Origin of the sequence: Microvirga lotononidis, assembly GCF_034627025.1 — a bacterium.
Classification (GTDB): Bacteria; Pseudomonadota; Alphaproteobacteria; order Rhizobiales; family Beijerinckiaceae; genus Microvirga; species Microvirga lotononidis.
On sequence record NZ_CP141048.1, the window covers coordinates 1393714 to 1419483 of the forward strand.

Sequence of the window (25770 nt, forward strand, 5' to 3'; positions counted from 1 at the left end):
TCCAGGGAGAACCAACATGACCGCGAGCCTGAAACCCGTATCCTCCGCGCCCGCTTCCGTTGCGGATGAGGCCCGCGCCATTCTCGCGCGCCTCGGCGTGCCGGAGAGCGCCTTCGCGTCCACCGGCCGCCCGGCCCTGTCGCCGATCACCGGCGAAGTGATCGCCCATGTGCGCGAGACGACGCCCGACGAGGCCAAGGCCGCCATCGGCCGCGCCGATGCCGCCTTCAAGGCCTGGCGCAAGGTGCCGGCGCCCAAGCGCGGCGAGTTCATCCGCCTGCTCGGCGAGGAGCTGCGCGCCGCCAAGGACGACCTCGGCCGCCTCGTGACGCTGGAAGCCGGCAAGATCGTCTCGGAAGGCCTCGGCGAAGTGCAGGAGATGATCGACATCTGCGATTTCGCCGTCGGCCTGTCGCGCCAGCTCTACGGCCTGACCATCGCGACCGAGCGCGCCGATCACCGCATGATGGAAACCTGGCATCCGCTCGGCGTCTGTGGCGTCATCTCGGCCTTCAACTTCCCCGTGGCCGTGTGGTCCTGGAACGCGGCGCTCGCCCTCGTGTGCGGCGACAGCGTGGTGTGGAAGCCCTCCGAGAAGACCCTGCTGACCGCTCTTGCCACGCATGCCATCGTCGAGCGCGCCGCCAAGCGCTTCGGCGGCGTGCCGGAAGGCCTCTGCGAGGTGCTGCTGGGCGGCCGCGAGATCGGCGAGATCCTCGTCGAGGATCACCGCGTCCCGGTGCTCTCCGCCACCGGCTCCACGGCCATGGGCCGTCAGGTCGGCCCGAAGCTCGCCGAGCGTTTCGCCCGCGCGATCCTGGAGCTCGGCGGCAACAACGCCGCCATCGTGGCCCCCTCGGCCGATCTCGATCTCGCCCTGCGCGGCATCGCCTTCGCGGCCATGGGCACGGCGGGCCAGCGCTGCACCACCCTGCGCCGTCTCTTCGTGCACGAGAGCGTCTACGACCAGCTCGTGCCGCGCCTCGTGAAGGTCTATGGCAGCGTGAAGATCGGCGATCCGCGCGCGGAAGGAACGCTCGTCGGCCCGCTGATCGACAAGGCGGCTTTCGACAACATGGAGCGCGCCCTCGACGAGGCCCGCGCGGCCGGCGGCAAGGTGCATGGCGGCGGACGCTACACGGACGTGGCCAACGAGGGCGTCTATGCCCGTCCCGCCCTCGTCGAGATGCCGAGCCAGACCGGCCCGGTGACGCGCGAGACCTTCGCGCCGATCCTCTACGTGATGCGCTATTCGGATTTCGACGAGGTGATCGCACTGCACAACGCGGTCGGCGCCGGCCTCTCCTCCTCGATCTTCACGCTCAACCTGCGCGAGGCCGAGGCCTTCGTGTCGGCGGCGGGTTCCGATTGCGGCATCGCGAATGTCAATATCGGCCCCTCGGGCGCCGAGATCGGCGGCGCCTTCGGCGGCGAGAAGGAAACGGGCGGCGGACGCGAGTCGGGCTCGGATGCCTGGAAGGCCTATATGCGCCGCGCCACGAACACGATCAACTACGGGTCGACGCTCCCGCTCGCCCAGGGCGTGAAGTTCGACGTGGACGCCTGACCGTTCTGACTAAAATCCACGGAGGGCAGAAACGCCCTCCGTTTTCTTATCTGCCCTCTCACATCGCGAGCCTTCCATGACAGCGCCCTCCCGCACCGGCGGCCAGATCCTTGTCGATCAGCTGACTCTTCACGGAGTCGATCACATCTTCTGCGTTCCGGGCGAGAGCTATCTGGCCGCGTTGGATGCGCTGCATGACGCGAAGATCGACGTGACGGTCTGCCGCCAGGAAGGCGGCGCCGCCATGATGGCGGAAGCCTACGGCAAGCTCACCGGGCGCCCGGGCATCTGCTTCGTCACCCGCGGTCCGGGCGCCACGAATGCCTCGCCGGGCATTCATATCGCCAAGCAGGATTCGACCCCGATGATCCTGTTCGTCGGTCAGATCGAGCGCGGCATGCGCGAGCGCGAGGCGTTTCAGGAGCTCGATTATCGCGCCGCCTTCGGCCCGCTCGCCAAATGGGCCACGGAGGTGGACGATCCGGCACGCTTCCCCGAGATCGTCTCCCGCGCCTTCCATGTGGCGACATCGGGCCGCCCGGGTCCCGTCGTGATCGCACTGCCCGAGGACGTGCTCACCGAGATGGCGCAGGTCGCCGACGCCCCGCGCTACCAGATCGTCGAGACGCATCCGGGCCTCACCCAGATGGCCGAGCTGCAGAAGCTGCTGCACGGCGCGAAGAACCCCATCGCGCTTCTCGGCGGCAGCCGCTGGTCCGAGGTCGCGGTGCAGCGCTTCGTGCGTTTCGCCGAGCGTTTCGAACTGCCGGTCGCCTGCACGTTCCGCCGCCAGATGCTGTTTCCCGCCGATCACGCCTCCTATATCGGCGATCTCGGCCTCGGGGTGAACCCGAAGCTGCTCGCGCGCATCAAGGAAGCCGATCTCGTCCTGCTCGTCGGCGGGCGCCTCTCCGAGATTCCGAGCCAGGCCTACACGCTGCTCGATATCCCGGCGCCGCAGCAGAAACTGGTGCACGTCCATCCCGATCCGAGCGAGATCGGCCGGGTCTATTCCCCGCATCTCGCGATCAACGCTTCGCCGGTCGCCTTCACGGCGGCGCTGGAAGGCGTGCATCCGCCGGCCTCTCTTCCCTGGAGCGAGGGCACGAAGACCGCGCATGCGGATTATCTCGCCTGGAGCGATCCGAGCGCCGTCCGCACCGCCGGCGGCCTGCAGATGGGCGAGGTGATGGCGCATCTGCGCAAGGTGATGCCCGCTGACACGATCTTCTGCAACGGCGCGGGCAACTTCGCCACCTGGGTGCATCGCTTCTGGCCCTTCCGCGAGTACGGCACGCAGCTGGCGCCGACCTCCGGGTCCATGGGATACGGCGTCCCGGCCGGCGTCGGCGCGAAGCGCATCCGGCCCGACAGCCCCGTGGTGGTGTTCGCCGGCGACGGCGACTTCCTCATGAACGGCCAGGAATTCGCCACCGCCGTGCAGTACGATCTGCCGATCCTGGTGATCCTGCTCGACAACGGCATGTATGGCACGATCCGCATGCACCAGGAGCGCGAATATCCCGGCCGCGTCTCGGCCACGATGCTGAAGAACCCCGACTTCGCCGCCTACGCTAAGGCCTTCGGCGGTTACGGCGAGCGCGTGACCATGACGGAGGAATTCGCCCCCGCCCTGCAGCGCGCGCTGACCTCCGGCAAGCCGGCGATCCTCCACTGCATCATCGACCCGGAAGTCATCACCCCGACGATGTCGCTGACGCAGATCCGCGACAAGGCTCTGGCGGGGAAGAAGTAAGGCCTTCCTCGGATCAGGTCAGAAACAAGAAAGGCGCTGCGATCACCACAGCGCCTTTTCCGTTGGATCTCGCGATATCGTCTATGCCTTAGCGAAGGCTTCATTCGCGCGTTTGACCGTGATCACGGCCGTCCCCGCGTCAAAACCGTCGAGCAGACCGTTGTGATGATCCACGATTTGCTCGACCGTGAACGTACCCGTATCCGCCGTCGTATGGGCATCGGCCACTAGGGTGACGTCGAATCCGAGGCTCACGGCCCGCCGACAGGTTGTGTCGACGCAGTACTGCGTCATGAGACCAGCAACGACGAGATGCTTCACGCTTTGGTTTGAAAGAACCATCTGAAGATCGGTCTCGTAGAACGAATCGCAGGACGTCTTGCTGACGACGATGTCGCCCGCCGTTCGACCGACGTCACCGCAGATCTCCCATCCCGACGTGCCTGTCTCCAAGCGGTGCCCGGGCGCTCCGGCGTGCTGGACGAAGACGATCGGAGCGCCTTGTCCTCGGGCCTCGCTCACGAGGTCGAAGATCCGGCGGCGCACTTCGTCGAAGCGCTGTCTCACGGCAGGGCGTTCCGCGCCCTTCGAGGGAAGGATTCCCTCCTGCACGTCGATGATGAGAAGAGCTTTCGACATCGCGATCAGGCCGCCTTCGCCTCGTCGAGCCGTTGCGCCACGAGCGTGCGCAGGGAGCGCAGGTCCTTCACGAAGGAGCGGATGCCCTCGGCGAGCTTTTCGGTCGCCATCGCGTCCTCGTTCAGGGCGAAGCGGAAGCTCTTCTCGTCCATGCGCGGCAGGGGCTGGATCGTCTCGACGGTGTCGGCCGAGAGCTTGCGCGGCAGGTCGCCCTGCGCATTCGCCAGCTCGTCGAGGAGCGCGGGCGAGATGGTGAGGCGGTCGCAGCCGGCGAGCGCTTCTATCTCACCGATGTTGCGGAAGGATGCGCCCATCACGACGGTCTTGATCCCTTGCGCCTTGTACGAGGCATAGATCTTGCGCACGGACAGCACGCCCGGATCGGTCTCGCCCGTGTAGGGGCCGCCGCCCGCCTTCACGTGCCAGTCGAGGATGCGGCCGACGAAGGGCGAGATCAGGAACACGCCCGCCTCCGCACAGGCCTGCGCCTGGGCCTGCGAGAACAGGAGCGTGAGGTTGCAGTCGATGCCTTCCTTCTGAAGAACTTCCGCCGCGCGGATGCCCTCCCAGGTGGAAGCGATCTTGATCAGGATCTTCTCGCGTCCGATGCCGCGCTCCTCATAGGCCTTGATGATGGCGCGCGCCTTGGCGACCGTCGCTTCGGTGTCGAAGGAGAGGTCGGCGTCCACTTCCGTGGAAACCCGGCCGGGCACGATGTTGACAAGCTCGGCGCCGAACGCCACCGCGAGCCGGTCGCAGATGGCGGACACGACGTCCTGCCGCGATCCGCCCTGGGATCGGCCCCAGGCCAGGGCCTCCTCGATGATATGGCCGTAGGCGGGGGTCTCGACCGCCTTCAGAAGCAGGGTCGGGTTGGTGGTGCAGTCCTGGGGCTTCAGACGGCGCACCGCGTCGAGGTCGCCGGTATCGGCGACGACGACCGTCATGGCGCGCAATTGGTCGAGCTTGGAGGGCATGGGGATCTCCGTGGGTTGTCCTTTGACGTTTGACTTAGTCCCATAAGGGGCGCGCGTGAAGGGTCAAAGCATCACACGAAAAGCCCTCTGTTGGCCCGAACCCGGCTCAGGATGAACGAATAGACCTCCTCCACCCGGCGCAGGGACCGCGCATCCGCGTGGGTGACGAGCCAGTAGGTGCGAAGATACGACACGTCGGGCAGCACCACCCGCAGCTCCGGGAACTGGCGCACGGCGTAGTCGTGCAGGATGCCGATGCCGACGCCTGCGCGGACCGCCTCGGCCTGAGCGACCACGCTGGCGCATTCGAAGCGGCGGGCGGTGTATTTCTCGAGGCCGGAAAAATAATCGAGCACGGGGCTGTAGAGCAGATCCGCCACGTAGGTGACGAGGGTTTTGCCCGCCAGATCGGCCAGCTCCGTCACCGGCCCATGGCGGTCGAGGTAATCCTGCGACGCATAGAGCCTCAGGCGGTAATCCGTGAGCTTGCGCGAGACGAGCCGCCCTTCCGTCGGCTGCTCCAGGGTCACGGCGATGTCGGCCTCGCGCTTGGAGAGCGAAAAGGTGCGCGGCAGGGCCACGAGCTGCAGGGTCAGGCCCGGGTGCCGCTCGGCCAGCGCGCCGAGCTCGGGCGCGAGGAAATAGGTGCCGATCCCGTCCGGCGCGCCGATGCGCACGGTGCCGGAGAGCGCGAGATCCGCCCCGCCGAGCTCGCTCGCGACCGCCAGCGCCTGCGTCTCCATGCTCTCCGCATGTCTCAGGAGCCGTTCGCCCTGCTCGGTCAGGGTGTAGCCCTGGGGACTGCGCTCGAACAGCTTGGCCTTGAGCGCCGCCTCCAGGGCCGAGACGCGGCGGGACACGGTCGTGTGATCGGCCTCCAGCTGCCGCGCCGCTACGGTGAGCCGGCCGGCCCGGGCCACGGCCAGGAAAAAGCGGAGATCGTCCCAGTCGAAAGCGCTCATGAGCCTGTCTTGGACCTCCCTTTGACGCCCTTGGGCCTACCTTGACCATATTGGCATTTTCGCACAACGGTGCTTTGGTTTCACCCATAGTCGTGCGATTTCAACAATGATAGAAGGGAAGCACGAAAAACACCCTTGAGGAGGAGACGACGCCATGCGTGAGGTCGGACATTTCATCGGCGGCAAGCAGGTTGCCGGCAAGTCGGGTCGCACCACCGAATTCTTCCAGCCCATGACCGGCGAGGTCCTCGGCCGGGTGGCGCTGGCCTCCAAGGACGAGCTGCGCCAGGCCGTCGAGAACGCCAAGGCGGCGCAGCCCGCCTGGGCCGCCACGAACCCGCAGCGCCGCGCCCGCGTGATGATGAAGTTCCTCGAGCTCATCGCCAAGGAGACCGACAGCCTCGCCGACATGCTCGCCCGCGAGCACGGCAAGACGGTCGCCGACGCGAAGGGCGACATCCAGCGCGGTGTCGAGGTGGCCGAGTTCTGCACCGGCATCCCGCATCTCCTGAAGGGCGAGTTCACGGAAGGCGCCGGCCCGGGCATCGACATGTATTCGATCCGCCAGCCGCTCGGCGTGGTGGCCGGCATCACGCCGTTCAACTTCCCGGCCATGATCCCGCTGTGGAAGCTCTCGCCCGCCATCGCCTGCGGCAACGCCTTCATCCTGAAGCCGTCCGAGCGCGATCCGGGCGTGCCGATGCGCCTCGCTGAGATCATGATGGAAGCCGGCCTTCCCGCCGGCATCCTCAACGTGGTCAACGGCGACAAGGAAGTGGTGGACGCGATCCTCGACGATCCGGACATCAAGGCCGTGGGCTTCGTCGGCTCCTCGCCGATCGCGCAGTACGTGTATTCCCGCGCGGCCGCGAACGGCAAGCGCGCGCAATGCTTCGGCGGCGCCAAGAACCACATGATCATCATGCCCGACGCCGATCTCGATCAGGCGGCGGACGCGCTCATCGGCGCCGGCTACGGTTCGGCGGGCGAGCGCTGCATGGCCGTGTCGGTGGCGGTTCCCGTCGGCAAGGCGACGGCCGATGCGCTCATGGACAAGCTGATCCCCCGCGTCGAGAGCCTTAAAGTGGGCCCCTCCACCGATCCGTCCGCCGATTTCGGCCCGATGGTCACCCGGGCCCACATGGAAAAGGTGCGCTCCTACGTCGACCTCGGCGTCCAGGAAGGCGCCAAGCTCGTGGTCGACGGCCGCGACTTTAAGATGCAGGGCTACGAGAACGGCTTCTACATGGGCGGCTGCCTCTTCGACGAGGTGACCACCGACATGCGCATCTACAAGGAAGAGATCTTCGGCCCTGTCCTCTCGGTCGTGCGCGCCAAGAACTACGACGAGGCCCTGCGCCTGCCCTCCGACCACGAATACGGCAACGGCGTCGCGATCTACACCCGCGACGGCGACGCAGCCCGCGACTTCGCCTCCAGGGTGAACGTGGGCATGGTCGGCATCAACGTGCCGATCCCGGTGCCGCTCGCCTATTACACCTTCGGCGGCTGGAAGGCCTCCGGCTTCGGCGACCTCAACCAGCACGGCCCGGATGCGGTGCGCTTCTACACCAAGACCAAGACGGTCACTTCCCGCTGGCCGTCCGGCATCAAGGAAGGCGCGGAATTCTCCATTCCGACGATGAAGTAAGCGGCAACAGGCAACGATAAGCGGCAGCCGGGTGCAATCCTCGGCTGTCCGCGAAAATCAGACGAGTATGGTGAATCCGTGCCGGGCGGCAGCCTTCATGACCTGCCCGATATCCTCCTCAGACGGCGGTCCGGGAGGCGGCGCGACCGGGGATCCGGCATCCCTGAAGAAATCGACCATCCTGCGATCCGCAATGAGCATCATCCGAGCGTCCTCGTCGCCGGCGTTGCGATAGCCGTGCGGCACGCCCCCCGGCACCGTGAAGACATCGCCGGGCTTGGCCTGGACCTCCAGAGCCCCCTTGTCCGTCTCGCTCCAGAAAAGAATCGTGCCGTCGAGAACGCGCAGAATTTCCGGAGCGGGATGCATGTGCGGAGGCGTGCCGCCTCCAGGCGGCACGGTGACATCGGCAATGTAGAGGTCCTGATCCTCAAGGTGCCCAATGACGGACACACGGTCGCTCAGCACCCAGATCGGTCGGGCCTGAGCCATGCCGTGAAGAACGGCACGGCGGAAGGGTTTGTCAGTCATTGTCGATCCTCTCCTTTCGCCAATGGTGCTATGAAAAATCGATAGAGCCGCATTTGTGAGAGGAACCGCATGAAGTTTCTCAGCAGCGGCAGCACAGGGTCCTCAGGCGTCATGTCGTCCTTCAGGAGCTCGCGCCAGTTCGGGACCCGATGCTTCACGTCGATCCGGTCTGCCATGTCGAGATCGATCTGCATCATGAGGATCCAGTTCCTTCAGCCGCTTCCATGGCGTGCTTCTTTCGCTTTGCCTCATTGATGAGGGTTTCAATCGCCCAGGAGACCGCTTCGCCGCCTTCTCGCCCGGAGAGTCCCCAGTAATCCTTGATGGTGAGCCAGGCTGTTGCGCTGTAGAGCAGCTGGACGACGGCTTCGAGCTTGACGGCCTCCTCAGGAGCCATGCCTGCCGTGACATCCGCGAGGCACACCCTGAAGGCGGCGCGGCGTTCCTCGCTGGCCCGCAGCCGCATGGCATGGCCCGCCGCCGACAGATGCGACGCGCGGACGACGCCCGCGACGCTCTCCAGGGACTCGAACAGCTCTACAGGGCGACGAACGAGGTCTTCCTCGCTCCGAGGAAAGCCAGCGCCTGACGAAGCGTTGATATGAAGCCAGAAGGCGTCGATCAGCTCTTCCTTGGTGGCGAAGTAGCGAAAGATGGTGCGCCGGCTGATGCCGGCTTCACGTGCAACCTCGTCGAGCGAGAACGCATGCTCGGGGTTCTGGTCGAACAGAGCTCCCACGGCCGCCAGGATGCGCTGGCGGGTGGCATCGACCTGCTCCTTTCGGACAGCGCTCTCATAGGTTCGGTTCTGCTGCTTGGCATTCATGTCACTCTACGTGACATGAATAGGGGAAAGGCGCAAGTGCTCAAGCTTACGGATCTCATGACGACCCGGCGCGCGAAACCGTCGGTCCTGGAAGGTCCACACCCCTTCTCCCGCCGAAAGTCGGCTTGCCCGCATGGCGCCGCAGGTCCAGATATGGATCATGACCCAGTTCTCCCTCACCGAAGACCAAATCGCCGTCCGCGACATGGCGCTCGCCTTCGCGGCGGACAATCTCGCCCCCCATGCTCTCGAATGGGACGAGAAGAAGCATTTTCCCGTGGACGTGATGCGGGAGGCCGCCAGCCTCGGCATGGCGGCGATCTACACCCGCGACGATGTCGGCGGATCGGGCATGACGCGGCTCGACGCGGCTCTGATCTTCGAGGCGCTCGCCACCGGCTGCCCGGCCGTCTCGGCCTATCTGTCGATCCACAACATGGCGACCTGGATGATCGACCGCTACGGCTCGGAGGAGCAGCGCCAGCGCTACATCCCGCGCCTCGTCACCATGGAGCTGATCGCGAGCTACTGCCTGACCGAGCCCGGCTCGGGCTCGGACGCGGCCGCCCTCAAGACCAGGGCGGTGCGCGACGGCGACCATTACATCGTCAACGGAGTGAAGCAGTTCATTTCCGGTGCGGGCACCTCGGACATCTACGTGACCATGGTGCGCACGGGCGAGGACGGCCCCTCCGGCATCTCGACGCTGGTGATCGAGAAGGACATGCCCGGCGTGTCCTTCGGCGCGCAGGAGAAGAAGATGGGCTGGAATGCGCAGCCCACCGCGGCCGTGATCTTCGAGGACGTGCGCGTGCCCGTCGCCAACCGGCTCTCCGACGAGGGCCAGGGGTTCAAGATCGCCATGTCGGGCCTCGACGGCGGCCGCCTCAATATCGGCGCCTGCTCGCTGGGCGGCGCGCAGGCGGCCCTCGACAAGGCGCTGGCCTACGCGAACGACCGCAAGGCCTTCGGCCGGCGTATCGCTGATTTCCAGGCGCTGCAGTTCAAGCTCGCCGACATGGCGACCGAACTCGAAGCGGCGCGCACCTTCCTGTGGCGCGCGGCCTCCGCGCTCGATGCCAAGGCGCTCGATGCCACGAAGCTCTGCGCCATGGCCAAACGCATGGCGACCGATGTGGGCTTCCAGGTGGCGAACGACGCCCTGCAGCTCCACGGCGGCTACGGCTATTTGGCCGATTACGGCGTCGAAAAGATCGTACGGGACCTGCGCGTGCACCAGATCCTTGAGGGCACCAACGAGATCATGCGGCTCATCGTGGCGCGCGACCTGGTCGGACGCGGCAACCGATGATCGTACGATCCCTCGGGCTCGGCTTCGGCCTCGCGGCCGTCGTCTTTGCGCTGTTCCATGTCGCCGGCCCATGGTTCTTCCTCGAGGGGCGCCGCCCGTTCCAGATCAACTTCACACTCGGAGGGGCGCTCGGTTTGGCGCTCGGCCTGTCGACGCCGTCGATCCTGCGCATTCCTGCGAAAGCCGCGATCCATGCCATGGCGTTCGTGGCCGTTCCGGGCATGCTGATCACGGCGGCCGTCGGGTCCCATTTCGCCGTCTTCTTCCCGCAGCTCGATCCCGCCCTCGACAAGGTGTTCGGATCGCTGATGCTGTGGTTCTACGGCTTCGCCTTGGCAGGGTCGCTCTGGAGAGCACGCGGCGCGTAACGATGGCCTCATCGCAACATCGCACAACAAGACGGGAGGATTCTCATGACCAACATCGCCTTCATCGGCCTCGGCAACATGGGCGGCCCCATGGCGGCCAATCTCGTGAAAGCCGGCCACACCGTCACCGGGTTCGATCTCTCCCCCGCCTCCTGCGATCAGGCGCGCAATGACGGCGCGAGCATCGCCGCATCCACGGTCGACGCCGTGAAGGATGCGGACATCGTCGTCACCATGCTGCCGGCGGGCAAACATGTGCTCTCGGTCTGGGCCGACATCCTCCCCTCGGTGAAGGACGGCGCGCTGCTGATCGACTGCTCCACTGTCGATGTGGAGAGCGCCCGCAAGGCGCATGTCATGGCGCGCGAGCAGGAGCGCGACTTGGCAAGCCTCGACGCTCCGGTATCGGGTGGCGTCGGCGGCGCGAAAGGGGCAACGCTCACCTTCATGGCGGGCGGCGCCAGACAAGCCTTCGACCGGGCGGAGCCGATCCTCTCGAAGATGGGCAAGAAGGTGGTTCATTGCGGCGAGGCCGGCGCCGGTCAGGCGGCGAAGATCTGCAACAACATGATCCTCGGCATCTCGATGATCGGCGTGGCGGAAGCCTTCGTTCTGGCTGAAAAGCTCGGCCTGTCGCACCAGGCGCTCTTCGACGTCGCCTCCACGTCGTCGGGCCAGTGCTGGTCGCTCACCACCTATTGCCCGGTTCCGGGCCCCGTGCCGGCCTCCCCGGCCAACAACGGCTACAAGCCGGGTTTCGCCGCGGCCCTGATGCTCAAGGACCTGAAGCTGGCCCAGGAGGCCGCTCTCACCTCAGGAGCCTCGACTCCCCTGGGTGCGGAGGCGGCGCAGCTCTATGCCCTGTTCAACAATGCCGGGCACGAAGGCGACGATTTCTCGGGGATCATCAACTTCATCCGCGGCCAGAGAGCTTGAGGGCGGATCGATCACAAGCTTTCTAAGCGGAAGGCGGGGCGCGCCATGCGATCGGGATCCCGGGCGGGAGGGGCGCCGACGAAGGAGGGTCATGGCCCTTCCGGAGGCGAGACAATGGAAGGCGTGTGTTGCATCGCACCTACAGCTTTTCACGTTCTCGTCCATTACGCTTTCCGTCCCTGAATGCTCAATCGTCGATTGCCTGCTCGCATGATCCGTCCCGTTGCCCAAGCGGCCAATCCGTCAGCCGATGCCGCCGCCATGCTGCGCCGCCTCGGCTTCGCGCTCCTGTTCTTCGCCGTCCCCTTGGCGGCCCTGTTCACGCGGCGCGCTCTGGTCGTCATGGCCCCCCTGGCGGTCATTCTCCTCGTCCTCGCCTCGGTGCTCGACGGCAGCGCCAGAAACGCCTGGGACAAGCTCGTCGCACTCGCCGGCTCCCCCGGCGGCATTGCGGGGCTGGTCCTGCTGCTCTGGGCCGGGCTCTCCCTGGCCTGGACGCCCTTCCTGCCCCAGGCTTCCGAACGGCTCCTCAACATCATCGGCATGGCTCTCATGGGCCTTGGCGGATATCTCGCCATTCCCGAACGGATGCGCTCGGCCAACCTCTATCTTCTTCCCGTGGGCGTCGGTCTTGCGGCCGTGATCGCCATCGGCCTGACGCTGACCGGCGGCAGCCGCTTCGATCCGGGAGGCCCGAGCCTGGAGCGTGGCATGCTCATGCTCGTCCTGCTGCTCTGGCCGGCCATCGCATGGCTCCATTCCCGCGGGCGCAACCTGGAGGCCCTCGTCCTCGCGCTCGCCGTGGCCGTCTGCTCCCTCCTCACCCGCGACGGCCTGCCCCTCTACGGCCTGGCCGCAGGCGCCGCCGTGTTCGTCGTCACGGCCTGGAACCCCGTCCTAGGCGCCCGCCTGACCGGCCTCCTCATGGCAGGCCTGCTGCTGTTCGCGCCCATCCTGCCCTTCCTCCTGAAACCCCTGGCGGCAGGGCTGCTCGGAGCAGGCTCGCCGACGGCGCTCGGCCTTGAGGCCTGGCGCAACGTCATTCTCGACGAGCCGCTGCGGCTTCTGACCGGACACGGCCTGGAGACGGCCCTGCGCGGCCGATTCGTCGGATTGCTGCCGCCGAGCGCTCCCTCCACCCTTCTGTTCGAGATCTGGTACGAGCTCGGCGTCGTGGGCGCCGTGGCGGGCAGCGTGCTGCTGTATCAGGTCGTCGTCGGCGCGGAGAGCCATCGCGCCACGGTGGCGCCGAGCATCATGGCGGCGTTCGCCTGCACCTATGCCCTCGGCTGCCTCGGCATCGGCACCACGCAGGTCTGGTGGTTCACGGCACTCCTGGTTCTGGTCCTGATCTTCGTCGCCATCGAGCGCGGGCAGTTCCGCACCAGCCGCCCCAAGGCCGTTCTGCGCCGCACAAATTAATCACGCGGACTTCTCGGCGGAGAAGGATTGACGGAAAGGCATCGCCTCTGCTTGGCTGGCGGCTTCCGGATTCTTGACCCCGAGGAACGACATGCCGATCATCAACCGCGTCGCCGATCTCGCCGATGAAATCACCGTCTGGCGCCGCGACTTCCATGAAAACCCGGAGCTGCTGTTCGACGTGCACCGCACGGCCGGCATCGTGGCGGAGAAGCTGAAGAGCTTCGGCTGCGACGAGGTCGTGACCGGCCTCGGGCGGACCGGGGTCGTCGGCGTGATCCGGGGCCGGACGAACAATTCCGGCAGGGTGATCGGCCTGCGCGCCGACATGGACGCGCTTCCCATCGAGGAGGCGACCGACGTTCCCCACAAGTCCAAGGTGCCCGGCAAGATGCATGCCTGCGGCCATGACGGCCACACGGCGATGCTCCTCGGGGCGGCGAAGTACCTGGCCGAGACGCGCAACTTCGACGGCACCGCAGTGGTGATCTTCCAGCCGGCCGAGGAAGGTGGCGGCGGCGCCAACGAGATGCTCAAGGACGGCCTGCTGGAGCGCTTCGGCGTCCATGAGGTCTACGGCATGCACAACATGCCGGGCATCCCCGTGGGCCACTTCGCCATCCGGCCCGGCGCGATGATGGCCGCGGCCGACCGGTTCACGATCCAGATCGAAGGCAAGGGCGGCCATGCGGCGCGCCCGCACGATTGCATCGACCCGGTGGTCATCTCGGCCCACATCATCACGGCCCTCCAGACCATCGCGTCGCGCAGCGCCGACCCGCTCGACTCCGTGGTGGTCTCCGTCTGCACCGTGAAGGCGGGCGAAGCCTTCAACGTGATCCCGCAGACCGCGACCCTGCTCGGCACCGTGCGCACGCTCTCCCCGGAGGTACGCGACCTCGCCGAGACCCGCATCCGCGCCATCGTGGAGAATGTCTGCGCGGCCTTCGGCGCCAAGGCCGCGGTCGAGTACGATCGCGGCTACCCGGTGACCATGAACGACCCGGACAAGACGGAGTTCATGGCCAATGTCGCGCGCTCCGTCGCCGGCGAGAACGCGGTCGACACCACGGTCCTCCCGCTCATGGGCGCGGAGGACTTCTCCTATATGCTGGAGGAGCGCCCGGGCGCCTATATCTTCCTCGGCAACGGCGATACGGCGGGCGTCCACCACCCGGCCTATGACTTCAACGACGAGGCGAGCCCCTATGGCGTCTCGCTCTGGGCGAAGATCGTCGAAACCGGCATGCCGGCTCGATAAGACCTCTCGACAGAAAACCGCTGCCGGATCGTTTCCGGCGGCGGTTTTCTTTTGTTCCCGTCAGTGCAGCACCATGTTCGTGAACGGCGACACATAGGCCTGCAGCATCACGAGGCCGCCGACCAGGCAGGCGAGCACGATCGAGTGCCAGAACACGAAGCGCAGGATGCTGCCCTCATGGCCGAACCAGTTCGTCGCCGTGGAGGCCACGACAATGGATTGCGCGTCGATCATCTTGCCCATCACGCCGCCGGACGAGTTCGCCGCCGCCATCAGGATGGGCGACAATCCGAGCTGCTCCGACGTGATCCTCTGCAGGCCGCCGAACAGCACGTTCGACGCGGTATCGGACCCGGTCAGCGCCACGCCGAGCCAACCGAGCAGGGTGCCGAAGAACGGGTAGAGAATTCCCGTCCCGGCAAAGGCCAGCCCGAGCGTCGCGTCGACGCCGGAGAAGCGCGTCAGCGTGCCGATGGCGAGCATGGCCGCGATGGTGATGAGCGAGTAGCGCAGCACCCAGATCGTCTCGAACCAGGCCGTCACGAGCCGCAGGGGCGAGAAACCCATGACGAAGCCTGCGATGATCGCCGCGATCAGCACGCCCGTGCCCGTGTAGGACATGTAGGTGAAGGCGAAGACCGCAGGTTCCGCCGTCGGGGTGGCCACGATGGGCGCAACCTTCTGCACCATGTTGTGCAGGCCCGGAACTGGGTAGTTCCAGGTGAAGATCGGGTTGACGAGCGCCTTGAACCAGCCGGTTCCCCAGATGGCGACGATGATCGACAGGATGATCCACGGAACCCAGGCCCGGATGACCTCGCTGCGGCTCGGGTTCGGAGACACGTTGGCGGCGCCGGCGCCCAAAGGCGCGGGACGCACGATGGTGTCGGCGGAAATGTCACGCGTACGAAGCGCCGGGGAGGTCCAGATCTCCCTCGGACGCCAGATCCGCATGAAGCCGACGAGACAGGCCATCGAGATCAGGGATGCGCCGATATCGACGATCCAGGGATTGATGTAGTTGGAAATGAGAAATTGCGGGATCGCGAAGGACACGGCGCAGACGAGAATGGCCGGCCAGATTTGCAGCATGCCGCGGAAGCCCGCGAAGACCCAGATCAGCCAGAAGGGCACGATCACCGAGAAGAAGGGCAGCTGGCGTCCCACCATCGCGCCGAGGACGTAAGGGTCGAAGCCGGTCACCGAGGCAAGGCCCTGGATCGGGGCGCCGAGCGCGCCATAGGCCACAGGGGCCGTGTTGGCGATGAGCGAGAGCCCGGAGGCCGCAAGCGGCGAGAACCCGAGCCCGATGAGGATGGCGCCCGTCACTGCAACGGGCGTGCCGAAGCCGCCCGCGCCCTCGAAGAAGGCCCCGAAGGAGAAGGCGACGAGGAGCAGCTGGAGGCGGCGATCCGTCGTGAGATCGCCGACGGATTGCTGAAGTGTCGCGAACCACCCTCTCTCCACCGTCAGGCGATAAAGGAAGATGACGTTCAGGATGATCCAGCCGATCGGGAACATGCCGGTCGCGACGCCGAACAGGGCCGCGCGCGTGGCGAGCCCGGCCGGCATGGTGAACAGGAAGATCGACACGGCGATCGCGGCGAGAAGCGCGATGACGGCGGCAATGTGAGCCTTCACCTTGCCTGACGCGATCATCGCCAAGAGCAGGACGACCGGAATGGCCGCCGCGATGGTCGACAATGTTGCGTTGCCGAATGGATTGTAGACTTGGCTCCACATGAGCTTTTTCCCCTGTCCCCGCCAGCTCTGGCTGGCGCCCATGGCGTGGCGGTCGGGCCGAAGCGGTCTGTCCGCCTCAAGGAAAAGCTAGGATATTGTTCTGCCGCGGCAATAGAACCGCGCGATGGATCTTGTGAGGTATGGGACGACGCCGGCCGTTCAGTCCTTCTGCGAGCAGGCCAGCATGCCCTCGAGATCGATGTAGTGCCCGGCCCGGTCGCGCTTGGCGGCGAGATAACTGACGTTCTCCGCGGTCGGACGCCCCAGGACCCGGTGATCGGAGATGACCTCGAGACCGGCCTGCGCCAGCGCCCCGATCTTCTCGGGGTTGTTGGTCATCAGGCGGACCTTTCCGACGCCCAGCTCCTTGAGCATCACGGCGGCGAAATCGAAGCGGCGCTGATCGGCCTCGAAGCCGAGGACCTCATCGGCGTCATAGGTGTCGAAGCCCTGCGACTGGAGCTTGTAGGCGCGGATCTTGTTGGCGATGCCGTTCCCGCGCCCTTCCTGGTCGAGATAGAGAAGAATGCCGCCTTCGTTCGAGGCCATGAAGCGCACGGTCTCGCGCAGCTGGTCGCCGCAATCGCATTTCAGGCTGCCGAAGAGATCGCCGGTCAGGCAGGCCGAATGCAGGCGCACGGTCACGGGCTTCGCGATATCCGGCTTGCCCACGATGATCGCCACCTGGTCGCGCAGGCCCTCGCCGCCGCGGAACACCACGAACTCGCTGGTGGGCGCCCCCTCCAGCGGGACCGGTGCCCGGCTGACGATCCTGAGGTCGGCCGCCCTGGCCCGGCGATAGCCCCGGATGGCCTCGCCCGGCACGCGCACGAGGGACGGATCGATCTCGATGCCCTTCGCCAGCGGCACGACGATCACGGCCGGCAGCACAAGGGACAGGCGGGCCAGCTCCAGGGCCTCCCCGTCAAGCTCATCGGCCGGGCGGACCGGCGCGTCGATGCGGCTGTCGACCCTGAGCGCCAAGGCTTCCACGCGGCTACGCTCCACCATGGGCAGGGCCACCCGGCCGGGGACCTCCCGTTCGAGACCGAGGCGGCGAAGCCTGGCCGCCGGCAGGACGAGATGGGCACGTCCGCCGGCAACGGCTTCGATCTCCGCACCCATGGCCTCGTCCAGGTCCTCCACGCCGACGACGAGCGCGCTGCCCTCCGGCCCGTCGATCACCACGGGCCGGGCACTGCGAAACTCCACGATCGCCCGCTCGACCGAGGTCGTGGCGGGATTGTCGGACAGGCTCAAGGTCAGGCGCATTCTCGAATACTCGGGCAAACAGCCTCAAATCTGGCGGGAGACGAGGTCTTTCGGGCCGAAAAGCCCCTGAAGCCGCGTTTCAGGACGATTTTCACCCTATCACAGGCCTCCACCGATCCCTAACCCCATAGATGCGATGGCAGCCATGTCGAATCAACAGGCTCCCCTGCAAAGGCCTCTCGGCTCGACGGCATAGTCGGAGCGCGCTATCTCTGGCCCTTTCCCCCGCTTCAGCTTCCGTAAAGACACTTGATGATGCCTCCATTCCTGTCCCGGCTTTTCGCCCTCGGATTCCTCGGTCTCGCCTCGACGGCGACCGCCGCAACCCTCGATGGCCTGGCCGTCGACGTGACGAACACCAGCGAGCCGGTACTCTGCGCCGAAAAGGACAACGTGGCGATCAACTTCGCCTCGCCGGAAGTGAAGCATTTCCAGATCGAGGCCGTGCATCCGGCCTATATGGGTTCCCTGCGCCAGGATCGCTGGGAGCCGGACTGGACGGCCTGCGAGGACATCTCCGAGGAAACCTCGGCCAAGCCGCACCCGACCATGTCGACCCTCTATGAGGACGCCGACCTGCGCATCATGGGCCTTTCCTTCACCGAGTTCTGGCGTCCGAGCAACGTCACCGTGACCATCGGCGACAAGGTCACGCCGAACATCCATCTCCTGCAATTGCTCAAGAAGCGCGGCGACAAGGCCGTGGAGGTGCTCGTGATCTATCCGGGCGACGGCTATTGGCGCATCAAGCCGCTCCCGCCCGAGCACCTGGACTGGACCTCCTACGGCTCTTCCTTCCTGGTCGGCCCGGTCGAGTTCGATCAGCGTCCCGTGGTGAACCTGAAGGACGTCGCCTTCGACCCGAAGGCCATGGCCTTCACGCTCACCCTGGCGAAGGGCGGCAAGGCGAGCGTCGCCGTGAAGGCCCTCAATGAAGAGCGCATGACCCTGGACGTCTCCTTCGATCAGGCGGTATCCGGCCTGCCCTTCGCGGGCCTTCGCTCCATGTATGTGACCGAATTCAACGCCGATGTGGCGCGGATCGCGGTGCGTGAGGAGAAAGCACGCTCCTGGCGTGAGGAGCCTATCATGGACTTCCAGAGCGCCAAAGTGACCGATGCATGGATGGGACGTCTCGTCCCTTCCCGTCACAATACCAGCGCGCCCGACATGATGTTCAACCGCTTCCGTGCGCAGCCGGGCGCTTCGCGCTGAACAGGGCGCCCAGCCTCGAGACGAGCCGCCCGTCGATCAGGATGAGCCCTGCCCCGATCAGGGCCATCCCGGCCATGTGCCGGGCCGCCAGGGTCTCGCCGAGAACGAGCACGCCGAGCAGGATGGCGCTGACCGGGATGAGGAAGGTCACGAGACCCACATTGGTGGCACCCGCCCGCGCGAGCAGGCGGAAGAAGATCAGGTAGGCGAAGGCCGTCGAGACCAGGCCGAGGGCCGCGAGGGACAGGATCGTGCCCGTGCTCGGCATCGCCAACGTCCAAGGCCGGTCGACGATCAGCGCGGTGGGCAACAGAAGCGCGCTCGAGACCGCGACCTGACCCGTCGCCGTGGCGAGCGGCGGAATCCCCATGGTCTTGAATCGCCGGCCGAAGACCCCTGAAAAACCGTATGACAGGGCAGCGCCGAGGACCGCGAGCTGGGCGAGAATGCTCGCGTCCAGGGACACGAAGGCCGCAGCCCCGATCATCACGGCGACACCCACGAACCCGACGATCACGCCGGCGAGTCGCTGGCCCGTCAGGCGCTCATCGTCCGTGAGGTAATGCGCCACGATGACCGTGAAGAGCGGCGTGGTCGCATTGAGAATGGATGCGAGTCCACTGGGAATGTGGCCCTGACTCCACACGATGAGGGTGAACGGGATGACGTTGTTGAGGATCGACATCCCGAGAAAGGCGGCCCAGACCTGACGGCCGCGCGGCAGCTCCACCCCCATGAATCTCAAAACGAGAAGCAGCGCCGAGGCCGCCGTGACGACCCGCAGCGCCACGATCGTCAGGGGCGGCAGCTCGCGGACCGCGACCCCGATGAAGAGGAAGGAGCCGCCCCAGACGACGGAGAGGATCGCCAGCAGCATCCAATCGGACGCATTCATGGTCTTCTGAACGGACGCCTGTGTCATCGTGTTATTTCCCGAACTCACCGGCTGCAATGACACAAAGCCCGTCGGTGCACGACCCGTTTCCTGTGATCGGGCGATGCCGTGCCGGATCCGGTTGCTTCCGCACGTCGGCGCCTCTCCGTGGACGGGGAGCAAAGGCTGAAAGCGTTGAAAAACGTCCATTGCCTCGCATTCGGGAATTCAACTCGCCTATAGTTATGTCATAATGTGACGATACGGCATGAGTCGGGGCGCCGATCCTGCCCGTGTCCTGACAATCCACAGCAAAAATCCCGGCGCGAGAAAGGTTTGGTTTACGATGGCGGAAAGTGACCTCACGCCTTTACCACTCCTTCACGGCTTCGGGGCGAACCTCGCGCTCGCCATCCAGTCCCGTGTAGCGCTTGACCCATGACCCAGCAGCTCTCCCGCGAAACGACCTATAGCGTCCGCCCTCAGACGGCGCGGTCGAGCTTCTGCGTGCTGCCCCACGATCCTCGGCCGGCCCGAACCGCCAGCTTCATCTTCGGCCGCTCCGATTCGCGCTACCGCCCCCTGCTCAACCAGGAGGAACGGGACCGGCTGCATCTCTGGGCCATGATCGTCACCCTGTCTTCGTCGGTGGCCGGCACGACCCTGCTCCTGATGGCCATCCTGCGCTGATCGGTTTTATTGCAGCGGCCAGACCAGCATGATGAGCGGCACGCCGACCACCACCACCAGGATCGAAAGTGGCAGTCCCAGCCGCCAGTAATCGCCGAACCGGTACCCGCCCGGGCCCATCACCAGCGTGTTGCACTGGTGCCCGATGGGCGTGAGGAAATCGCAGGCCGCCCCGATGGCCACCGCCATGAGGAAGGCATCTGGTCTGAAGCCGAGCTGGGTGGCGAAGCTCGCCGCGATCGGCGCCATCACCAGCACCGTCGCGGCATTGTTGAGGAACGGCGTCACGGCCATGGCGGCCACCATGATGAGCACGAGCGCCCCGGTCGGCGGCAGCATGCTGGCAGCCGACGAGAGCCAGCCGGCGATCAGGTCCGTTCCGCCCGTCGTTCGGATCGATTCGCTGACGGGGATCAGCGCCCCGAGCATGACGATGATGGGCCACTCGATCGTCTCGTAGGCCTCGCGCAAGGTCAGTGACCCGAACAGCACGAGCAGCACGCCCGCGCCGAAGAACGCGATGGCGACCGGCAGGATGTTGAAGGCGACCAGGATCATGGTGCCGGCGAGGATCGCCGCCGGCAGGAGGCTCCGGCGCGCGCTTCCGAGCCGGATCTCCCGTTCCGCCAAGGGAAGGCAGCCGAGATCGCGCAGGGTGTCGGGGAGCCGCTTGAAGTTGCCCTGAAGCACGATGACGTCGCCCGGACGCAGCGAAATGGTGCGAAGCCGTTCCTTGAACCGTTCGCCGCTGCGGCTGACCGCGATGAGATTGACCCCGAAGCGCTCGTAAAGGCCGATTCGCTCGGCCGAAAGGCCGCTCAGGACGGAGTTCGGCCCGACGATGGCCTCGATAACGCCGATTTCGTCCGTAGCCTCCTCGATGGCCGGCAGCCTGTGTTCGCGGCTCAGCCTCAGGCCGGCCCGCGCGACGGTGCTTTCGAGCGCATCCGGTTCGCCCGCGAGCATCAGCACGTCGTTCTCCTGGAGCAGGGCATCCGGAAGTGGTGAGGAGCTGCGGGTCTCGCGGCGGATGATGGCCGCGACCTTTACCTCCCCGTTGCCGAGCCTGTGAAGATCGGCCACCGTCTGCCCGACCACGTCCGACTCGAACGTGACCCGCGCCTCGGTCACGTAATCCTTGATGTCGAGCGCCGCATCGAGGGATGCGGCTCCCTTTCGGCCTTGGGGCAGCAGGCGGTAACCAAAGGCGAGGAAGACAATTCCTGCGAGCGCGATGCCGATTCCGACGGGCGTGAAGTCGAACATGCCGAAGGGCTGGCCCAGAAGCTCCTGCCGCATCCGCGAGACGATGATGTTGGGCGAAGTCCCGACCAGGGTGACGATGCCGCCGAGAAGTGACCCGAAGGCCATCGGCATGAGGAAGCTCGATGGTGGCGTGTTCGTGCGCCGGGCGATCTGGAACGCGACGGGAATCATCATCGCCAGCGCGCCGATGTTCTTCACGAAGGCCGAGAGAACCGTCACCACGCCGACCAGCACGACGACCTGGATCTGCGTGGTGCGCAGATAAGGCCCGACCCGGTTGAGCCCGGCCTCGAGGATGCCGGACTTCGCGACCGCGGCGCTCACCAGCAGCGCGCTCGCCACGATGATGACGATGTCGTCGCTGAAGCCCGAGAAAGCCTTGTCGGGCGGCACGATGCCGACGAGCACGGCCACCAGCAGCGACAGGACAGCGACGAGATCGTAGCGGAAGCGGCCCCAAACGAAGAGCGCCATCATCCCGGCGACGATGGCGAAGGAGAGCATTTGTTGGTGGGTCATGCGGAACGCGAAGGAGAGGAATGTCTATCCTAACGCGTCACGCCTCGGTTGGTGCCCGAGAGCGGCCCGCCCTCGGGAAAACAAGGAGCTGCATTGTCCTCCTTGGAACCGGTGCCCACTTTCAGGGAAAATGCCCCAGCTTACTGCCCGAGAACGAGCGCCCAATAGCGGCCGTAGCGGTTGTTCGCATCCGCGCGGGCGAGCCCGATCTTGCGGGCCTGGGGCATCAGGAGATTGCTGTTGTGGCCGGGCGAGGCCTTCCAGCGGCCGATGGCGCCGTCCACCGAGTCGGACCCGGCCGAGAGATTCTCGGCCGAATAGCCGATGATGCCGTAATCGTTCATGCGGCTGGCGAAGCTGCCATGGCTGAGCTGGCCTGCCGCCGCCACCGCCCGGGCCTGATGCTCGGCGGCCTTGTTCAGGGTCGAGTCCACCGTCACCGGGCTCAGGCCCTTCGACACGCGATAGGCCGAGATCAGCCGGGCGGCCTCGGCAGCGTCGCGCGTGGAACTTGCCAGGACCGTATCCTTCGGGGTGAGAGCCAGATCGCCCGCGCAGCCGGCCAGCCCCAGGGCAACCAGGCCCGAGATGATGAGAGCACGCATCGAAAATCCCCTTCGGGCGGCGTTCAGGCGCCGCTCCCCTTGCAAAAAGTGCCTGTGGCGTTCATGTGCAGAAGCCATGAACCCGATGACGCTGCATGCCATGTTGAAGCGTGAGGGTCCAGATTCCACACCCTCCCGCGTCAGCTGACCGCATGTCCTCAAAGCCCTCCTCCCCTGAAGCCGCCATCGTCGGCGGCGGCCCCGCCGGGCTGATCGCCGCGGAGGTCCTCGGGCGCGCGGGCCTCTCGGTCACCGTGTACGACCGGATGCCGTCCGTCGGGCGCAAGCTCCTCATGGCGGGACGGGGCGGCCTGAACCTCACCCATTCGGAAGAGTTCGAGCGCTTCGTCGCCCGCTATGCCGACGCCCAGCCGCGATTGCGCCCTCTCATCGAGGCTTTCCGTCCCGAGGACCTGCGCGCCTGGTGCGAGGGCCTGGGCCAGGAGACCTTCGTGGGTTCCAGCGGCCGCATCTTCCCCAAGGTCTTCAAGGCCTCTCCCCTCCTGCGGGCTTGGCTGGCCCGGCTCGAAAATCTCGGTGTCCGCTTTGCGCTGCGCCATCGCTGGCAAGGCTGGGACGAGGACGGCGATCTGATCTTCATCGGCCCGGCCGGCCAGACCGTCCGCGTCAAGCCCGATGCCACCATCCTGGCGCTGGGCGGCGCGAGCTGGCCACGACTGGGCTCCGACGGAACCTGGGCGGGGCTTTTGGCCGAGCAGGGCATTGCGGTCTCGCCCCTGCGCCCCGCCAATATGGGCTTCACCCATGCCTGGTCGGAGATCATGCGCAGCCGCTTCGAGGGCGAGCCCCTGAAGCGAATCGCCCTGACCTTCGAGGGCAGGACCGTGAAGGGCGAGGCGATCGTGACGGCGGACGGAATCGAGGGCGGAGCGGTCTATGCCTTTTCGGCCATGCTCCGCGACGCCATCGAACGGTCGGACCACGCTACGCTGCATCTGGACCTGAGGCCCGACCTGTCCGAGGAGGCGCTCGTGAAGCGCCTGAGCGCCCCGCGGAAGGGCCAGTCCGCCTCCACGTTCCTGCGCAAGAGCGCCGGTCTCAGCCCCGTCGGGATCGCCCTGCTCCGGGAAGCGTCTCCTTCCCTTCCGTCCGAACCCGGTGCCCTCGCCGGCCTGATCAAGGCCGTGCCCCTGACGCTAACGGGCACGAAATCCCTCGACCGGGCCATCTCCAGCGCCGGCGGCGTGCCGTTCGCGGAACTGGACGACCACCTGATGCTCAAGCGGATGCCGGGCGTCTTCGTGGCCGGCGAGATGCTGGACTGGGAGGCGCCCACCGGCGGCTACCTGCTCCAGGCGACCTTCGCCACCGGCCTGGCGGCCGCAAGAGGCGTTCTGGCCGCCTTGCAGATTCCCGATGACGCATTGACCTTGAATCCGTCATCGGCCACACGGCATTCGTGATCGACCCCGCCAAGATTCTCCACGACGTTTTCGGCTTCCCCTCCTTCCGTGAAGGACAGGAGGAGATCGTGCGCGCTGTTCTGGCCGGCGAGGACGTTCTCGCCGTCATGCCGACCGGCGCGGGCAAGTCCCTGTGCTACCAGCTGCCGACGCTCGCCCGCGAAGGCCTGACCATCGTGGTCTCGCCTCTCATCGCCCTCATGCGCGACCAGGTGGCGGCGCTCCGCCATTTCGGCGTCGAAGCGGGAAGCCTCAACTCCGCCAACGACCCGGACGAAAACCGCCGCGTGGTGGATTCGGTCCGCGAGGGGCGCATGCGCCTCCTCTATGCCTCGCCGGAGCGGCTGGCCAATACCGGCACGACCGAATGGCTGGCGCGGGCCGGCGTGAACATGCTCGCCATCGACGAGGCTCATTGCGTCTCGCAATGGGGCCACGATTTCCGGCCGGAATACGCCATGCTGGGCGAGGTGCGCCAGCGGCTGGGCAATGTGCAGACTATCGCGCTCACCGCGACCGCCGACGTGGCAACGCGCGGCGACATCATGCACCGCCTGTTCGAGGAGGAGCCGCGCCTCTTCATCCACGGCTTCGACCGGCCGAACCTTCGCCTCGCCATGCAGGCCAAGGAGCATTCGCGGCGCCAGCTCTTCTCCTTCCTCGACAAGCACCGGCACGAGAGCGGCATCGTCTATTGCTCGTCCCGCGATGCCACTGAGCGGCTCGCCGATTCCTTGAGCCAGGCCGGCTACCGCGCCCTGCCCTATCACGCGGGCATGCCTCAGGGAGACCGCGCCAAGAACCAGGACATCTTCCTGCAGGAGGACGGGGTCGTGATGGTGGCGACCGTCGCCTTCGGCATGGGCATCGACAAGCCCGACGTGCGCTTCGTCGCCCATGCGGCCCTGCCGAAATCCATCGAGGCCTATTACCAGGAGATCGGCCGCGCGGGGCGCGACGGCGCACCCGCCGACACGCTCACTCTCTACGGCCTCGACGACATGCGCCTGCGCCGCCTGCAGATCGAGCAGAGCGATGCATCCGACGAGCAGAAGCGCGTGGAGCGCCAGCGCCTCAACGCGCTGGTGGCCCTGTGCGAGGCGCCGCGCTGCCGCCGCCAGACCCTGCTCGCCTATTTCGGCGAGAGCGCGGAACCATGCGGGAACTGCGACCTGTGCATCGACGGCGTCATGTCCTTCGACGGCACCATCGAGGCCCAGAAGCTCCTCTCCGCCATCGTGCGCACCGGCGAGCGTTTCGGTACCGAGCATCTCATCAGCATCCTCGTGGGCGAGGAGACGGATTCCATCCGGCGCTTCGGCCACGACAAGCTGAAGACCTTCGGGGTGGGTAACGACCGCTCCAAGACCGAATGGCGCTCGCTCCTGCGCCAGATCTACGCCGCCGGACTCGTCGGCCTGGAGCTGGCAGAGTACGGTCGCTGGACGCTCACCGACAAAGGCGTCGCCGTGCTCAAGGGCCAGGAGCGGATCGAGCTGCGCTCCGACGTGCTCATGAAGCCCGCTGAGCGCCGCCGCAGGCGCGGCCGGATGGAGGCGGAATCCGTCGTCCCGTCCGACGATCCCCTGCTCCTCGACCTGAAGGGCCTGCGCACGCGCCTCGCCAAGGAAGAGGGCGTGCCGGCCTACGTGATCTTCTCCGACCGCAGCCTCATCGACATGGCGGCCAAGCGCCCGACCACCGTGCGGGCCTTCGGCGAAGTCCACGGGGTGGGACAGGCCAAGCTCGATCGCTATGCGGATGCGTTTCTCGCCGTGCTGAAGGCACATGCCGAGGCACGGTCGCCTTAGAGCTGCTTCCACTGTCGTGGAATCATCTCTCCTCCTCACTTGGCCGCATTTGTTGACGGTGAATCCGAGCATGCGAACGCGCCAGAGCATCGGACCCAAAAGTAGGCCCACTTTCGGGATCGAGTCCGATGCTGTAGCGCGTG

23 protein-coding genes are annotated in these 25770 nt (G+C 66.3%); 12 read left to right on the top strand and 11 right to left on the bottom strand.

What is annotated here, in order from left to right:
* Positions 1–16 precede the first annotated feature (16 nt).
* Positions 17–1567 carry an L-piperidine-6-carboxylate dehydrogenase gene (amaB, locus tag U0023_RS06560; protein WP_009763131.1) on the top strand — a complete coding sequence of 517 codons (1551 nt, stop codon included), beginning with the start codon at positions 17–19 and terminating at the stop codon, positions 1565–1567.
* Positions 1568–1643: 76 nt separating this feature from the next.
* Complete coding sequence (locus U0023_RS06565) at positions 1644–3323, top strand: thiamine pyrophosphate-binding protein (RefSeq protein ID WP_009763130.1); 1680 nt, start codon at positions 1644–1646, stop codon at positions 3321–3323.
* An 81-nt stretch (positions 3324–3404) separates the two neighbouring features.
* Here the strand turns inward: U0023_RS06565 and U0023_RS06570 are convergent, their stop codons facing one another.
* The 3 genes from U0023_RS06570 to U0023_RS06580 form a co-directional block, all read right to left on the bottom strand.
* A complete protein-coding gene (locus U0023_RS06570; protein ID WP_009763129.1) occupies positions 3405–3962 on the bottom strand; it encodes a cysteine hydrolase family protein in 558 nt (185 codons plus the stop codon).
* Between the two features lie 5 nt (positions 3963–3967).
* On the bottom strand, positions 3968–4939 hold the full coding sequence (tal, locus tag U0023_RS06575; RefSeq protein WP_009763128.1) for a transaldolase: 972 nt from the start codon (positions 4937–4939) through the stop codon (positions 3968–3970).
* Between the two features lie 71 nt (positions 4940–5010).
* Complete coding sequence (locus U0023_RS06580) at positions 5011–5901, bottom strand: LysR family transcriptional regulator (RefSeq protein ID WP_009763127.1); 891 nt, start codon at positions 5899–5901, stop codon at positions 5011–5013.
* A gap of 154 nt (positions 5902–6055) precedes the next feature.
* Between U0023_RS06580 and U0023_RS06585 the strand changes: the two genes are divergently transcribed.
* A complete protein-coding gene (locus tag U0023_RS06585) occupies positions 6056–7552 on the top strand; it encodes a CoA-acylating methylmalonate-semialdehyde dehydrogenase (protein ID WP_009763126.1) in 1497 nt (498 codons plus the stop codon).
* 57 nt (positions 7553–7609) lie between these two features.
* Here the strand turns inward: U0023_RS06585 and U0023_RS06590 are convergent, their stop codons facing one another.
* The 3 genes from U0023_RS06590 to U0023_RS06600 are packed head-to-tail and all read right to left on the bottom strand — an operon-like array spanning position 7610 to position 8909.
* Positions 7610–8083, bottom strand: coding sequence for a cupin domain-containing protein (locus tag U0023_RS06590; RefSeq protein ID WP_009763125.1), 474 nt, complete (start codon positions 8081–8083; stop codon positions 7610–7612).
* Complete coding sequence (locus U0023_RS06595; protein ID WP_009763124.1) at positions 8080–8280, bottom strand: hypothetical protein; 201 nt, start codon at positions 8278–8280, stop codon at positions 8080–8082. Before U0023_RS06595 ends, U0023_RS06590 begins: the two co-directional genes overlap by 4 nt.
* Complete coding sequence (locus U0023_RS06600; RefSeq protein WP_009763123.1) at positions 8277–8909, bottom strand: TetR/AcrR family transcriptional regulator; 633 nt, start codon at positions 8907–8909, stop codon at positions 8277–8279. The genes U0023_RS06595 and U0023_RS06600 overlap by 4 nt, the downstream gene beginning before the upstream one ends.
* Positions 8910–9069: 160 nt before the next feature.
* Between U0023_RS06600 and U0023_RS06605 the strand changes: the two genes are divergently transcribed.
* The 5 genes from U0023_RS06605 to U0023_RS06625 all read left to right on the top strand — a co-directional run bounded on the left by U0023_RS06605 (position 9070) and on the right by U0023_RS06625 (position 14208).
* The gene (locus U0023_RS06605; protein WP_040638957.1) at positions 9070–10221 is read left to right on the top strand and encodes an isobutyryl-CoA dehydrogenase; all 1152 of its coding nucleotides are present in this window, start codon (positions 9070–9072) and stop codon (positions 10219–10221) included.
* The gene (locus tag U0023_RS06610) at positions 10218–10589 is read left to right on the top strand and encodes a DUF5367 family protein (protein WP_009763121.1); all 372 of its coding nucleotides are present in this window, start codon (positions 10218–10220) and stop codon (positions 10587–10589) included. The genes U0023_RS06605 and U0023_RS06610 overlap by 4 nt, the downstream gene beginning before the upstream one ends.
* Before the next feature lie 45 nt (positions 10590–10634).
* Positions 10635–11525, top strand: coding sequence for a 3-hydroxyisobutyrate dehydrogenase (mmsB, locus tag U0023_RS06615; RefSeq protein ID WP_009763120.1), 891 nt, complete (start codon positions 10635–10637; stop codon positions 11523–11525).
* Positions 11526–11735: 210 nt separating this feature from the next.
* A complete protein-coding gene (locus U0023_RS06620; protein WP_009763119.1) occupies positions 11736–12947 on the top strand; it encodes a hypothetical protein in 1212 nt (403 codons plus the stop codon).
* 91 nt (positions 12948–13038) lie between these two features.
* Positions 13039–14208, top strand: coding sequence for a M20 aminoacylase family protein (locus tag U0023_RS06625; protein ID WP_009763118.1), 1170 nt, complete (start codon positions 13039–13041; stop codon positions 14206–14208).
* Between the two features lie 60 nt (positions 14209–14268).
* On the opposite strand, the gene U0023_RS06630 is transcribed toward U0023_RS06625, so the two are convergent.
* The gene (locus U0023_RS06630; protein WP_040638657.1) at positions 14269–15951 is read right to left on the bottom strand and encodes an L-lactate permease; all 1683 of its coding nucleotides are present in this window, start codon (positions 15949–15951) and stop codon (positions 14269–14271) included.
* Positions 15952–16110: 159 nt separating this feature from the next.
* On the bottom strand, positions 16111–17223 hold the full coding sequence (gene ribA / locus U0023_RS06635) for a GTP cyclohydrolase II RibA (protein WP_009763116.1): 1113 nt from the start codon (positions 17221–17223) through the stop codon (positions 16111–16113).
* A 252-nt stretch (positions 17224–17475) separates the two neighbouring features.
* Between ribA and U0023_RS06640 the strand changes: the two genes are divergently transcribed.
* Entirely contained in the window at positions 17476–18438 is a 963-nt protein-coding gene (locus U0023_RS06640) for a hypothetical protein (protein ID WP_009763115.1), read from the top strand.
* On the opposite strand, the gene U0023_RS06645 is transcribed toward U0023_RS06640, so the two are convergent.
* Positions 18401–19360, bottom strand: coding sequence for a DMT family transporter (locus U0023_RS06645; RefSeq protein WP_009763114.1), 960 nt, complete (start codon positions 19358–19360; stop codon positions 18401–18403). The genes U0023_RS06640 and U0023_RS06645 overlap by 38 nt on opposite strands.
* A 390-nt stretch (positions 19361–19750) precedes the next feature.
* On the opposite strand from U0023_RS06645, the gene U0023_RS06650 reads away from it, so the two are divergent.
* A complete protein-coding gene (locus U0023_RS06650) occupies positions 19751–20002 on the top strand; it encodes a hypothetical protein (protein WP_009763113.1) in 252 nt (83 codons plus the stop codon).
* Positions 20003–20008: 6 nt separating this feature from the next.
* Here the strand turns inward: U0023_RS06650 and U0023_RS06655 are convergent, their stop codons facing one another.
* Together U0023_RS06655 and U0023_RS06660 are read right to left on the bottom strand one after the other, a co-directional pair.
* A complete protein-coding gene (locus U0023_RS06655; RefSeq protein ID WP_009763112.1) occupies positions 20009–21787 on the bottom strand; it encodes an SLC13 family permease in 1779 nt (592 codons plus the stop codon).
* Between the two features lie 140 nt (positions 21788–21927).
* Positions 21928–22392: a CAP domain-containing protein gene (locus U0023_RS06660; RefSeq protein ID WP_009763111.1), complete on the bottom strand. Its 465-nt coding sequence runs from the start codon at positions 22390–22392 to the stop codon at positions 21928–21930.
* Between the two features lie 152 nt (positions 22393–22544).
* Between U0023_RS06660 and U0023_RS06665 the strand changes: the two genes are divergently transcribed.
* Together U0023_RS06665 and recQ are read left to right on the top strand one after the other, a co-directional pair.
* Positions 22545–23816: a TIGR03862 family flavoprotein gene (locus U0023_RS06665; protein ID WP_009763110.1), complete on the top strand. Its 1272-nt coding sequence runs from the start codon at positions 22545–22547 to the stop codon at positions 23814–23816.
* Entirely contained in the window at positions 23813–25627 is a 1815-nt protein-coding gene (gene recQ / locus U0023_RS06670; protein ID WP_009763109.1) for a DNA helicase RecQ, read from the top strand. The genes U0023_RS06665 and recQ overlap by 4 nt, the downstream gene beginning before the upstream one ends.
* Positions 25628–25770 lie beyond the last annotated feature (143 nt).